General features: G+C 74.0%; 10 protein-coding genes. 9 read left to right on the top strand and 1 reads right to left on the bottom strand.

All coding sequences use genetic code 11. From position 1 onward, the window contains the following. Window positions 1-139 precede the first annotated feature (139 nt). Window positions 140-928, top strand: coding sequence for an FkbM family methyltransferase (locus ACSRUE_RS39305; protein WP_441288045.1), 789 nt, complete (start codon window positions 140-142; stop codon window positions 926-928). A gap of 377 nt (window positions 929-1,305) precedes the next feature. Here the strand turns inward: ACSRUE_RS39305 and ACSRUE_RS39300 are convergent, their stop codons facing one another. After that, window positions 1,306-2,316, bottom strand: a complete 1,011-nt coding sequence (locus tag ACSRUE_RS39300) for an LLM class flavin-dependent oxidoreductase (RefSeq protein ID WP_441288044.1) — start codon at window positions 2,314-2,316, stop codon at window positions 1,306-1,308. Between the two features lie 309 nt (window positions 2,317-2,625). Between ACSRUE_RS39300 and ACSRUE_RS39295 the strand changes: the two genes are divergently transcribed. From ACSRUE_RS39295 to ACSRUE_RS39260, 8 genes are all read left to right on the top strand, one after another. Beyond that, window positions 2,626-5,244 carry a HEAT repeat domain-containing protein gene (locus ACSRUE_RS39295; RefSeq protein WP_441288043.1) on the top strand — a complete coding sequence of 873 codons (2,619 nt, stop codon included), beginning with the start codon at window positions 2,626-2,628 and terminating at the stop codon, window positions 5,242-5,244. Between the two features lie 30 nt (window positions 5,245-5,274). Further along, a complete protein-coding gene (locus ACSRUE_RS39290; RefSeq protein WP_441288042.1) occupies window positions 5,275-7,032 on the top strand; it encodes a hypothetical protein in 1,758 nt (585 codons plus the stop codon). A gap of 123 nt (window positions 7,033-7,155) precedes the next feature. Continuing rightward, the gene (locus tag ACSRUE_RS39285; RefSeq protein ID WP_437551368.1) at window positions 7,156-7,482 is read left to right on the top strand and encodes a TerB family tellurite resistance protein; all 327 of its coding nucleotides are present in this window, start codon (window positions 7,156-7,158) and stop codon (window positions 7,480-7,482) included. A gap of 116 nt (window positions 7,483-7,598) precedes the next feature. Then, window positions 7,599-8,102 (top strand): 5-(carboxyamino)imidazole ribonucleotide mutase, encoded by a 504-nt coding sequence (gene purE, locus ACSRUE_RS39280; RefSeq protein ID WP_173427451.1) that lies wholly within the window; start codon window positions 7,599-7,601, stop codon window positions 8,100-8,102. A 55-nt stretch (window positions 8,103-8,157) separates the two neighbouring features. Further along, a complete protein-coding gene (purK, locus tag ACSRUE_RS39275; RefSeq protein ID WP_441288041.1) occupies window positions 8,158-9,366 on the top strand; it encodes a 5-(carboxyamino)imidazole ribonucleotide synthase in 1,209 nt (402 codons plus the stop codon). Window positions 9,367-9,840: 474 nt separating this feature from the next. Beyond that, window positions 9,841-11,202, top strand: a complete 1,362-nt coding sequence (locus tag ACSRUE_RS39270; protein ID WP_441288040.1) for a DUF5050 domain-containing protein — start codon at window positions 9,841-9,843, stop codon at window positions 11,200-11,202. Window positions 11,203-11,415: 213 nt separating this feature from the next. Next, complete coding sequence (locus ACSRUE_RS39265; protein WP_441288039.1) at window positions 11,416-12,129, top strand: hypothetical protein; 714 nt, start codon at window positions 11,416-11,418, stop codon at window positions 12,127-12,129. Then, window positions 12,126-13,190, top strand: a complete 1,065-nt coding sequence (locus ACSRUE_RS39260) for a hypothetical protein (protein WP_441288038.1) — start codon at window positions 12,126-12,128, stop codon at window positions 13,188-13,190. Before ACSRUE_RS39265 ends, ACSRUE_RS39260 begins: the two co-directional genes overlap by 4 nt. Window positions 13,191-13,251: the final 61 nt, after the last annotated feature.

Genomic DNA, 13,251 nt, shown 5'->3' with positions numbered 1-13,251 from the left:
TGAGCGGGCGCCGTGCTACCGTCGCTCGCGGCGGCTGACGATCGGAGCTGCGCCGCGGAATGACGACACGAGGTACGCCAGGCCGCCGGGCGGGGCCTGCGACGCTCCGGGCTCGACCCGCGGGGCGGTAAGGAGCGCGATGACGCGCGTGGAGAGCTGGTTCGGCATCGCGCGTTCGCTCGCGATGTACTACGGCGTGCCGCTCCGCGTCCGCCGGATGGCTCGTCTTTACGGGCAGTTCGTGACGCCGGGCTCGCTCTGCTTCGACGTCGGGGCGCACGCGGGGGATCGCATCCGCGCGTTCCGCTGTCTCGGCGCGCGCGTCGTCGCCGTCGAGCCCCAGGCCGCGTTCGTCCGCCTGCTTCGTGGCCTCTATGGGCGCGACGGGGACGTCGTCCTCCTGCACGCCGCGCTCGGTCGGGCGCCGGGACGAGCGCGCCTCTTCGTCAGCGAGCGCGCGCCGACGGTCACGACGCTGTCGCGCGCCTGGATCGACAAGGTACGGAGGGATCCGTCGTTCCGGGGCGTGAGATGGTCCGAGGGCGCAGAGGTCGAGGTGCGCACGCTCGACGCGCTGATCGACGAGCTCGGCGTTCCCGCCTTCGTGAAGATCGACGTCGAAGGCTTCGAGGCCGAGGTCCTCTCGGGCCTCTCGAGGCCGCTGCCCGCGCTCTCGTTCGAATACCTGCCCGCCGCGCGGGAGATCGCGCTCGAGTGCGTCGAGCGGCTCACCTCGCTGGGGGATTACCGCTACAACTGGTCCCGCGGAGAGAGCCTCGTCCTCGGCGAAACGGCGTGGCTCGACGCGGATGGCATCCGCCGCTTCCTCGCGTCGCTGACCCTCGGATCGGGATCGGGCGACGTCTACGCCCGCCTCGGTGGCTGGACGCCTTCATCGCCCGCACCCGCGCCGACGAGCTCATCGTGAGCTCGCCGAGCTTCGAGCAGCGTCGACATCCCTCATGACCAGCACGCCCGACGGCTGTCCGGAGGTGGTGGAGGACCTCGATGGAAGTGCGGCGGGCTTGCCCGGAGGTGGTGAAGGACCTCGGTGGAAGTGCGGCGGGCTTGCCCGGAGGTGGTGGAGGACCTCGGTGGAAGTGCGGCGGGCTTGCCTGGAGGTGCTCGACCACCGTCGTGGAAGTGCGGCGGGCTTGCCCGGAGGTGGTGGAGGACCTCGGTGGAAGTGCGGCGGGCTTGCCCGGAGGTGCTCGACCACCGTCCCGCGAACGAGCCGGACGGAGGGCGCTGCGTGCCGAGCCGGCGCCCCGCCCGGCGCGAGCCCGCGCCTCCGGGCAAGGCGCTTCACCCAGCGCGGGCGAGCTCGTCGCGCACCGCTGCCGTGAGCTCGAGCGAGCGCACCCGCGCGGCGTGATCGAAGATCGACGAGCTCACGATGAGCTCGTCGGCGCGGGTGCGCGTGATGAAGGCGTCCAGCCCGCGCCGCACGGCCTCGGGCGAGCCGACGACGGAACAGGCCAGCGCCTGCTCGAGGCCGGCGCGGTCCAGGGGGCTCAGGTCGCGCTCGAAATCGTCGACATCGTCGACCGGCGGAGGAAAGGGCCCCGGCCGGCCACGGCGCAGGTTGACGAAGGCCTGCTGGAGCGAGGTCCACAGCCGGCGCGCCTCCTCGTCGGTGCCGGCGGCGACCACGTTGATCCCCAGCATGATGCGGGGCTCTGCGAGCTGATCCGAGGGGCGGAACTCCCTTCGGTACAGCGCGATCGCCTGCGTCATCTGGCCCGGCGCGAAGTGCGAGGCGAAGGCGTAGGGGAGGCCGAGCGCCGCGGCGAGCTGCGCGCCGAAGAGGCTGGAGCCGAGGATCCAGATCGGCACGCGGAGCCCGGCGCCGGGCACGGCCTGCACGAGCTGGCCAGGCTCCGCCGGGCGGAAGTAGCCCATCAGCTCCAGGACGTCCCGGGGGAAGCCGTCCGCGTCGCCGGCCAGGTTGCGCCTGAGCGCGCGGGCGGTGATCGGGTCGGAGCCCGGAGCGCGCCCGAGGCCCAGATCGATGCGCCCGGGAAAGAGCGACGCCAGCGTGCCGAACTGCTCGGCGATCACGAGCGGCGCGTGGTTCGGCAGCATGATCCCGCCCGCGCCGACGCGGATCGTCGAGGTGCCGGCGGCCACGTGCGCGATCACGATCGACGTCGCGGCGCTGGCGACGCCGCCCATGTTGTGGTGCTCGGCCAGCCAGTAGCGGTGATAGCCGAGCCGCTCGGCGTGGCGCGCGAGATCGAGCGAGTTGCGGAGCGCCTGCGCGGCGTCTCCGCCCTGGACGATGGGGGCAAGGTCGAGAACGGAGAACGGAATCATGTTGGACACCTCGCCAGACTGTTGCACGCCACGGACGGTTGCGGGAGCGCTCGGGGACCGGCGCGGCGCGTACGCGGTCTCCGCGATCGCGGCGAGGAGGCGCCCCCCGCCAGCGCGCGACCCCGCCGGCGCGCGACCGCCAGCGCGCGTCCCCGCCGGCGCGCGGCCCCGCCAGCGCGCGCCCCCGCCGGCGCGCGGCCCCGCCAGCGCGCGGCCCCGCCGGCGCGCGGCCCCGCCAGCGCGCCCCGCGGCGCTCGAGCCGTCTGGAACGCCATGACGTGGCCGCGCCCGCTGTATTACGCTCGGCTCGTGCGCCGTTCGTCCTCGCCGCTGCGCCGCCTGCCGCAGGTCCTGCTCGTCGTCGCCGCCTCGGCCGCCGCTGTGGCGTCGCCCGGGGGAGCGGCCGCGACCCTCTGGCCCAACGTGCCGGAGCAGATCGCGCGTGCGCTCACGTCGGGCGACGCCCTGGAGCGGCGCCTGGCCGCGACCCGCGTGGGCGAGCTCGCCCCGGAGACGGCGATCAGGCTGATCCAGCGGGGCATGAGCGATCCGGACATCGAGGTGCGGCTGCACCTCGCCGGGGCGGCCGTGCGCCTCCGGATGCCGCGCGCGGGGGACCTCGTGATCGAGTGGCTCGGCGAGGGCGACGCGCGCCTGCGGCTCGCGGCCTGCGACGTGATCCGCGCGGCGCCCACGGACCGCTCCGTCGTCGCGCTCGGGCGGGTGCTCGGCGATCCCGACCCGCACGTCCGCCTCGCCGCCGCGACCGCGATGGGCGCGGCGGGGCTCCCGGACGCTGTCTCGCCCCTGCTCGGCCACCTCGACGACACCGCGCCGGAGGTGCGCGCGGAGGTCGCGCGCGCGCTCGGCCGGATCGGCGACGCGCGCGCCGTCGTGCCGCTGATCGGCAAGGTGCAGGACTCGATCCCGGAGGTCCGCAAGGTCACGGCGCGCGCGCTCGGAGAGCTCGGAGACCCGCGCGCGGTCAGCGCGCTGCTGCTCGCGCTCCAGGACGCGTCCCAGGACGTGCGCGTCGAGGCGGTCACCGCCCTCGGCCGGCTGCGCTCGGACGACGCGACGTCGGCGATCGCCGATCTCGTCACGGCGTCGCCGGGGGCCGCGGGCGCGTTCCCGGGGGCGCGGCCGTCCGACAGCGCCACCTCGAGCAACGACGTGCGGGAGGCGGCGCTCCGGGCGCTCGGCCGCATCGGCTCCGACGCGGCCGTGAAGGCGCTGCTCGCGGCGCTCGCGAAGGACAACCCCGCGGCGCCGCGCTCGGCGGTCCGCGACGGCCTCGTCAGCGCCGGCGCCGCGGCCGTCCCCGCGCTCGTCGCGGCGCTCGCGGCCGCGCCGTCGGCCAACACCGCGGCGGGCGCCGCCCTCGTGCTCGGCGAGCTCAGGGCCAGGGAAGCGCTGCCCGCGCTCGCGCGGGGGATGCAGCGGGGCGTCGTCCCGCTCCGGCACGGGCTGCGCGCCCTCGGCGCGCTCGGCGATCCCGCGGCGCTGCCCGGCGTGCTGGAGCTGCTCGGCGACGCCGACCCCGCGGTCCGCGCGGAGGCCATCCGCGCCGCGACCGCGCTGCTCGATCCAGCGCGGCCCGACGGGCGCGCGGTGGACCCGGCGCGCGCCCAGCTGGTCGACCCGGCGACCGCGCCCGACGAGAAGCTCGCCCTCGTCCAGCTGCTCGGGCGCACCGGCTCGCCGCGCGCGCAGGCGGCGCTGCTGCCGCTCGCCAAGGCGCGCTCCACGCCGCTCCGGCTCGCCGTGATCGAGGCGCTCGGGGCCGCGCGCGCGGCCGGGACGCTCGGCGCGGCCGTGGACGCCGCCCTGCTCGCGGCGCTCGACGACGAGTCGGCCGACGTGCGGCTCCGGGCGGCGATCGCGCTCTCCCGCGTCGCCGGCCCAGGGAGCGCCCGGCCGCTGCTCCAGCGCCTCACGGTCGCGGCGGAGCAGGACCGCGGCGCGCTCGGCATCGCCCTCTCGGGCGCCCTGTCGCGCGCGGACGACGCCGGCGGCGCGAAGGCCGCGCGCGGCGCGAGCGGCAAGGGCCTCGTCCACGAGGTCGCGGCCGCGATCGCGAGCGCGCCGGACGCCGCGCGCGACGCGCTGATCGAGGGGCTCGGCCGCATGCCGGGGCAGGCCGCGGGCGCCGCGCTCGCGCGGATGGCCTCGGCGGCGCCCATCGACGATCGCCGCAAGATCGCCGAGGCGCTCGCGGGGCACCCGGAGGCCGCCGCCGCGCTCCGCACGCTCGCGGGCGATCCGGATCCCGGCGTCCGCGCCAACGCGGTCTGGTCGCTGGGCGCGGCGGGGGACAAGGACGCGCTGCCGCTGCTTCTGCCGCTGCTCAAGGACCCCGACGCCGCCGTGGCGGGCAACGCGGCGGGCGCGATCGGGCGCGCCGCCGGCCGCGCCGGGCAGCCGGCCCGCGCGGCCGCGGCGCTCTGCGCGGCGCTCGCCGACGCGCGCCCCTACGTGCGGGCCAACGCGCTCGCGGCCCTCACCGTGGCCGGCGCCCGCTGCGACGGCGACGCGGCCCGGGACCTGCTCGCGCGCGACCCCGCGGAGGCGGTCCGCCTCGCGGCCGCCGACCACGTCGCGCGGAGCGGCGCCGACGACGATCGCCGCGCGCTCGCCCGCTGCGCCGCCGAGGACAGGAACGCCGCGGTCGCCGGGCGCTGCGCCCGCGCCGCGCCGCCCCGCGCGCCGGCCGCCGGCGCCGAGGACGTCGTGGTCTTCATCGTCCCGTTCGACGCGGGCCGGGGCGGCTCGGTCCGCGACGCGCCGGCCCCGCGCGCGCCCTTCGCGCTCGTGCGCGCGGACGGGCTCATGCGCCTCGGCGTCGCGGACCGGCGCGGAGAGCTCTTCGAGCGCGGCGCTCCCCGCGGGCCGATCCGCCTGACCGTCCCGGCCCCGCTCGTGAAGTGAGCCCGCGCCCGCCGCGCTGAGCCGGACACCATGCGAACCCGACCCGACGTCGAGCTCCGGATGTCCAGGACCGTCCACCCGGGCGACGTCGTCCTCGTCGAGCTGGTGCTCCGCTGCCGCGGGAAGACGCCGGTCGACGCGATCGCGCTCCACCTGGAGGGCATGCAGGTCGCCCGCGTCGAGGAGCGCGTCCTCGTGCCGCCCCACTTCCTCTCGCTCGTCGCCCGCGTCTCGGGGCCGACGACGCTCCCGGAGGGCGAGCAGCGCTACCGCGCGAGCTTCCCGGTCCCGGCCGACGCGCCCTGCTCGTACCTCGGCACGCGCGCCGAGATCCGCTACGGCATCACGCTCTCCATCGCGATCCCGTGGTGGCTCGACGTCCAGGAGTCCTACGAGGTGCTCGTCACGCCCCGCCCCGTCACCCGCCCGGCCCGGTCGCCGGCCGCGGGGACGACGGCGCGCGGCGACAGCCCCTTCGTCGAGGTCTCGCTCGACGATCGCGTCTTCGCGCCGGGCGACGAGATCTCGGGGGCGGTGGCCCTCGGCAACGTGCAGGGCCGGGGCGTGCGCGGGATCGAGATCTCGCTGGTCGGCGTCGAGCGCCTCCTCAGCGTCGACCGCTCCGCGCCGAACCGCGCGACCGAGGCGCACCGCTTCACTGCGTTCCGCCGCGCGGACAGCCGCGACGAGGGGCGGGAGCTGCCGTTCCGGTTCCGGATCCCCCGCTCCGTCGCGCCGTCGTTCGACGCCGGCTGGGTCGCCCTCGTCTGGGGGCTCGAGGTGCGCGTCGAGCTCGCGCGCGCGGACGGCGTCGTCCACACGACGCCGCTCGCGCTCGGCGTCTTCGACAGCCCGCCCGGCCTCGGCGCGATGCGGCGGCAGATCGGCTCCGGGAGGTGGCGCGCCGTCTGGGAAGCGGTCGGCGCGCGCCACGGCCTGTCCCTCGACGCGCTGGAGCTCCGCCTCTCGGGCACGCTCTCCGGCGCCGCGGCGTCGGTGTGGATCGACGCGGGCTCCTCGTCGAGCGGCGCGCTCGCGGGCGAGCTGCGCTGGCCGTCGTGGGGGCTCGACCTGGAGGTCGGCGTGAGGCGCTTCCTGCTCGCGCTGTCGTCCGAGGACGACGAGGGCTTCGGCCGCCGTTACCGCGTGCGCGGGCGCGATCCCGGCCAGGTGCGCGCCGTGGTCGCGGGGCCGCTGCGCCGGGCCCTGCTCGCCTTCGACGACGTCCGGCTGGACGACGAGCACGTGTCGGTCCGGTCGCGGACGCCGGGCCACGATCAGCCCTGGCTCGGCGCGTTCCTGGAGCACCTCGCCGCGCTGGCGGCCGAGATCGGCGCCGCGAACGAGCGCATCCCGCCGCCCACGCCGATGGCGGGGATGCGCGCGGCATGGGAGCGGTTCGCGGCCGAGGTCCACGGCCGCTTCGAGGTGGGCCGCATGCGCATCCGGGACGCGCAGATCGACGGCGCGACGTTCCACCTCGACACCTGCTTCGAGCGAGGCCCCCACCCCGAGCGCTCCGAGATCACGCTGGTGGTGGAGCCGCCCCTCGACGCGGCGCTCGATCCCGACGATCCCGAGCAGCTGCGCGCCGCCTCGCCCAGGGCGCGCGAGGCGGTCAAGGGCCTGCAGGCCCGCACGCGCGCGCTGCGGATCGCGCCGCACTCCATCGTGATCACGCTGCCGGCCCCGCTCGAGGACCCCGCCACCCTGCGCGACCTGCTCGGCGAGCAGCTGCACGTGGCGGCGCTGCTGCGCGGCCCGCGCGCCGCCCGCCCGTACCGCTGAGCGGCGAGGAGCGGGCGCCCGGGCGGGGGCTGGCACTCCGGAACCGGGAATCCCCTTACGCGGCGCGCGGCTCGCTGATTTCCACACAAAACGCTGGCGGATCCGGGCTAGAGTCCTCGCCCCATGCTCGACAAGCTTTCTCGCGAAGAGCGCCTCCAGCTGATGCGGTTCATCTGTTCGTTCGCCTGGGCCGACCTCCAGGTGCGCGACCAGGAGCGCGAGTTCGTGCGCAAGATGATCCTGCGGCTCCACCTGGACGCGGAGGAAGCCAAGCAGGTGCGCGGCTGGCTCGAGGTGCCGCCCGCGGCCGACGACGTGGATCCGATGAAGATCCCGCGCGCGCACCGGCAGCTCTTCCTGAACGCCGCGCGCGAGATGATCTCGTCCGACGGCGAGATCGGCGAGGAAGAGCGCGAGAGCCTGAGCCTCCTGGATCAGCTCACGCGCTGACGCGGGCGGGGGGGGCGACGGATGACGGACGACGGACGGACGATGAGCCGGTGAGCGGTGGAACGATGAGCACGATGGCGCAGGGAGGGGCCGGCGAGGGCCGGACCCCGGCGGAAATGGGAGCGAGCTCGGCCGAGAAGCCCTGGGTCGGCGTGATCATGGGCGGCAAGAGCGACTACGAGCACCTCGCCGTCACGAGCGAGCTGCTCACGCAGCTCGGCATCCCGCACGAGGTGCGCGTCGTCTCGGCGCACCGCACGCCGGACCGGATGTTCGAGTACGCGAGCACGGCCGCGGAGCGCGGGATCGAGGTGATCATCGCCGCCGCCGGCGGCGCCGCCCACCTGCCCGGGATGGTCGCCGCCAAGACGGTGCTGCCCGTCATCGGCGTGCCCATCCCCGCCACGGCGCTGAACGGGATGGACGCGCTGCTCTCGATCGTCCAGATGCCGAAGGGCGTCCCCGTCGCCACGATGGCGATCGGCAAGCCCGGGGCGGCCAATGCGGCCCTGTTCGCGGCGGCGGTCCTGTCGGGCAAGCACCCGGAGCTCCGCGAGCGCCTCGCCGCCTTCCGCGGCGCCCAGGAGGCGGCGGTGCTACGCGACTCGGTCATCGTCTAGCTCGTCAGGCCTCGCCGGGCCTCGTTTCGCTCCCCCTCGACCAGGTCCTCCGGAAATGCCCATCGCTCCCGGCTCCACGCTCGGTATCCTCGGTGGCGGCCAGCTCGGCCGCATGACGGCGCTGGCCGCCCGCACGCTCGGGTACAAGGTCCACGCCCTCGACCCTGACCCGGACTGCCCGGCCCGTTCGGTGCTCGATCACTGCATCGTCGCCTCGTTCGACGACGTGACGCAGGCGGCCGAGCTCGCGTCGCAGTGCGACGTGGTGACGCTCGAGATCGAGAAGGTCGCCACGGACGGGCTCGTGGCCGCCGCCCGTTTCGCGCCGGTGCGCCCGTCGGCGGACGTGCTGGCGATGGTGCAGGATCGCGGCGTCCAGAAGGGCTGGCTCTCGCGCAACGGCTTCCCGGTGGGGCCCTTCCGCGAGGTCGCGACGAGCGAGCAGCTCCTCGAGGCGACGCGCGCCATGGGCGGGGCGTGCTTCGTGAAGTCGTGCGTCGGCGGGTACGACGGCCGCGGCCAGCTGCGGCTCTCGGGGGACGCGCGCTTGGACGATGGCGGCGGCGCCGGCGATATCGGCGAACTCGCGCGCGAGGCCGCGTCGCTCTTCGCGTCGCTCGGCGGCCAGCGCTGCGTGGTCGAGCAGGCCCTCGACCTCGAGGCGGAGCTCTCGGTGCTCGTCGCGCGGAGCCCGAGCGGCAAGCTCGCGGTCTACCCGCCGGCGCTGAACCACCACGTCGACCAGATCCTCGACTGGTCGCTGCTGCCGGGCCCGCTCTCGGCCGCGGTGACGGGGCAGGCGGTCCAGATCGCGCTCGACCTCGCGGTCGGCCTGCGCGTCGAGGGGCTGCTCGTCGTCGAGCTCTTCCTGCTCAAGGACGGCCGCCTGCTCATCAACGAGCTCGCCCCGCGGCCCCACAACAGCTACCACGCCTCCGAGGTCGCCTGCGCGACGAGCCAGTTCGAGCAGGCGGTCCGCGCCGTGTGCGACCTGCCGCTCGGCTCGGTCGAGATCGTCCGCCCCGCGGCGATCCTCAACTTGCTCGGCGACGTGTGGCTCGGCGGCGCGCCGCCGCCGTTCGAGGCCGCGCTGGAGATCCCAGGCGTCCGGCTCCACCTCTACGGCAAGCGGGTCGCCCGCCCCGGCCGCAAGATGGGCCACCTCTCCGCCACGGGCCGCACGCCGGAGGAGGCGCTCGTCGCCGCGAAGCTCGCGATGGCCCGGCTCTCGGCGCAGGCCGGGCTGCCGCTCCCCGGGCGCTGACCCGCCGCCGGCGGGCCTCCGCCGGCGCACGACGCTCTCCACGGCCGCCGATTTGTGAGCCGCCGATGAGCCGCGGCGCAACTGCTCACCCGGGACCAGCGTGACGGGTAGGGCGTGGTCCTACTTGCTCATGCTTGGCTTCGCTTCCCGCGGCTCTGGGGCTCCGCTGTCGTGTGGACGCGACGGCGGCACCGGGGCCGCGTGCAGTGTGCTCGGCAGAGTCAATCGTCTTCACTGCCAGTGCGGAGCGCGCTCACGGCGTCTTTGTCTTCATGGCGACCAGGCAGCAGCCGATCCGACAACACCCGATCCCAACTCCAACGATCATCTCGTAAGAGGCGCCGCTGTGGCATGTTCGCATCTCATCGGCTCGCGACCGTGGAGACTCCGGCCGTGCCCCTGCTTGCAACCCTGTCGATCATGGGCGGCGGCGACCGCCCGCGGAGAAGCAAGTCGATGAAAAGAATCTCATTCATGGTGTTGGCGTGTGTGGCGGGCGGGCTGGGCAGCGTGTCGTGCGGGGGGGTGGACGCGGACGACGGCGCCGCGCAGGGGAACGAGCCGCAGTTCTCGGTCGACGCTCAGGGCGGCGTGTTCACCTCGGACGACGGGTTCAAGATCGAAGTGCCGCCGGGCGCGGTCAGCGCGGCGACCGACATCACCATCGAGCGCGTCGAGGGCGCGCGCGAGGGCGGGGTGGGGCCCATGTACCTCCTCGGCCCGGAGGGGCAGACGTTCGACAAGCCGATCACGCTCACGCTGCCGATCACCGTCGAGCTCGAGGCGGAGCTCGGGGAAAACACCATCCTCGACGCCTATGCCTTCACCGCGCCGGCCGACTCCGATGACTTCACGCGGCTCGGGCGTCATGACGCTTCCCCTGCCGGCGTCATCACGGAGACCCCTCATTTCTCCCGCTTCCAGGCCGGGATGGTCCCGCCGGCGGCGATGGCGAGCCAGCACGCCTACCCGATGGCGCTCGCCGCCGACGAAACCTACCTCTACTTTGCGAGCGGCGGCACCGAGGCCAATGCGCCCGCGGACTCGAACGACGGCTACATCTATCGCGTCAAGCCGGGCACGACCGAGGTGGAGGCGATGACCCCCGCGGATCCCGACCCCAAGGCGCTGTGGGTCAACGCCTCCCACGTGTACTGGGCGAGCGGCGGAGACAACGAACCGGTCATCCCCTCGGCGCTCAAGCGCGTCGACAAATCGACCCTGGGGATGGAGACGCTGGTCGAGATCGGCTACCTGCTCAGCGTCATCGGAGACGAGTCGTCCGTCTATTTCGGCGATGGCGACGGACACAACATCTACAAGATGCCCCTCGACGGCGGCGCGCCCGTCCTCCTCGCGGAAGGCGCCGGGGCGCCGGAGCACCTGGCGCAGGACGCACAGAACATCTACTGGACCGGCGGCGCCACGACGAACAAGGTCTACAAGGTGGCGAAGGCGGGCGGGGACGTGACCGTCATCGCCGAGAACGAGGGCGAGCCGGCCGGGATCGCGGTGGACGCGCAGTTCGTCTACTGGGCCAACGCCGGCGACGGCGGCGTGTTCAAGGCGCCGATCGCCGGAGGGGCGAAGACGCTGATCTACCAGGGCGGCTCGATGGCGGGGCTGGCCCTCAGGGGCTCGACGCTCTTCTCGACGGACATGAGCCGGAACCGCAGCGTCCAGGCCCACGATCTCGCGGGCAATACGACCACCGTGCTCGCGCTCGGCCAGCACTTCGCCTGGCGCATCCTCGCCCCGGAAGGTCAGGACGTGTTCTGGACCAACGGCGGTGACTACCGCTTCGAAGGCGAGATCGTGTCCTACAGCGCTCCTTGAGCGCGCGTCCGGCGGCGATTGCGGGCAGCAGGGGCGAACGCGGCGGAGAAAGCCCGTTCGCCCGCACCGCATTGCACCGAATGTGGCTCGAGAGCGCATGGCGAGCGCTCCCGAGGCCGCTCGCCAGGGCGCGCTGCGCCGCCCCGCTGCGCCGGTGTCGGCGGCTTTGCGCATTGACCGTGTCCGGCGTCCTGGCGTAGTTCTTCTCATTCGATGCAGATCACCCTCCCGAGGGCCCGGCTCCAGGTCGCGCTGCTCGCCGTGATGGCGGTGATTGCGGGCGCCGGGCTCGGCGTCGAGGTGCTCAAGCCGCTCCTCCACCTGGGGAGCCAGAGCGGCGTCGTCCCGTTGTTCTCGCTGAGCTACGAACAGAATGTGCCCACGTGGTACACCTCGTCACTGCTGTTCGTGTGCTCACTCACGCTCGCTTTCATCGCCGCCGGCGCCCGGCGCACGGGCAAGTTCGTGAAGCACTGGTGGGGGCTCTCCGCGGCGTTCCTCTACATCTCGCTCGACGAGGTGGTCGAGATCCATGAAGCGGCGAGCTCCTGGCTCGATCTGGGCGGGGTCCTGTACTTCAGCTGGGTGATCCCGGCGGCCGCCGCGGTGGCGGTGTTCGCGGTCGCCTACCTCCAGTTCCTCTCGCACCTGCCGCGAGATACGCGGAATCGATTCCTCCTCTCGGGCGGGATCTATGTCACAGGCGCCCTCGTCCTGGAGCTGCCGCTCGGGTACTGGACCGAGCGGGCCGGGAGCGACAACCTGATCTACGCGCTCATCGACTTCGTGGAGGAGTCGATGGAGATGCTCGGCGTGAATCTCTTCCTGCTGTCGCTCGTCGATCACCTCGCCGTGCAGGGGTGGACGATCGGCTTCTCGCCAGCAGCACCGGAGCCGCGGCCCGCGGCGCTCGAGCATCCCACATGAGCGCACGGGCCGAGCCCGTGTCCGCTGCGCAGCTCGGTGTGGGCCGGGCCGCGTACATCGTCGGCCCCTGGTACGACTGGGCTTTCTTTCTGCTTCCGCCGCCCGTCGCGCTCGCCGCCGGCGCCCTGATCGCGGGGACGCCGTTCGTCGACGCGACGTTCAGGCTTCATGGGGAGAAGGTCACGGGGGCGGGGCTCTTCATCGGCACGCTCATCCACGGCCACCTCGCCGCGGTGCTCCTCCGGAGCCACGGCAATGCGGACATCTTCCGGCGGCACCGGCTCCGCTTCCTCGTGGCGCCGGTCGCCCTGTTCGCCGCGATGATGCTGTCCATGTGGGCCGTCGCCTGCGTGTCGGTCCTCGTGGTGTTCTGGGACGTCTACCACTCGGCGCTCCAGACGTTCGGCCTCGGGCGCATCTACGACGCGCGCACGGGGAACGCGCCGGCGCTCGGCCGCCGGCTGGACCTGTGGCTCAACCTCGTCCTCTACGCCGGCCCCATCCTGGGCGGCGCGACGATGCTTCTCCACTTCCAGAGCTTCGACGCCTTCGAGGGCGTGGGCCCCGCCTTCTTCACCGCCGTCCCTGCGCTGATGACGTCGAGCCACCGCGTCATCAGCTGGGCCGTCATCGCCGCGGGCACGTCGTACCTGCTCTATTACGCGCTCGCTTACCGAGCGATGATCCGGCGGGGGTATCGGGTGTCGTTCCCCAAGGTGTGGCTGCTCGTCAGCACGGGCCTCTGCTCGATCTACACGTGGGGTTTCAACCCCTGGGGACAGGCCTTCTTCATCATGAACCTGTTCCACGCCGTGCAGTACCTGGCGCTCGTCTGGTGGTCGGAGGGCGGCCGCCTCCGCCGCCGGCTGCGCCTCGACGCGTTCCGGGCCGGGGCGCCGATCGCGGTGGCGGTCTTCCTCGGGGGCGTCCTTGTGTACGGGGTCTGGGCCGAGCTCGCGCCGGCGGACGACCGCGCGCTGTGGTCGATCACGCAGGCCGTCGCGCTGATGCACTTCTGGTACGACGGGTTCATCTGGTCCGTGACGCGCAAGCAGGTATGAGGCGATCAAGCCTTCAGGGTGTTGCCAGAGAGGGGTGTATGCGAATCCAACGTTGTCTCCG

Source organism: Sorangium sp. KYC3313 (genome assembly GCF_052075895.1).
GTDB classification, from domain to species: domain Bacteria; phylum Myxococcota_A; class Polyangia; order Polyangiales; family Polyangiaceae; genus Sorangium; species Sorangium cellulosum_B.
This window is presented reverse-complemented; position numbering and strand designations above follow the sequence as displayed.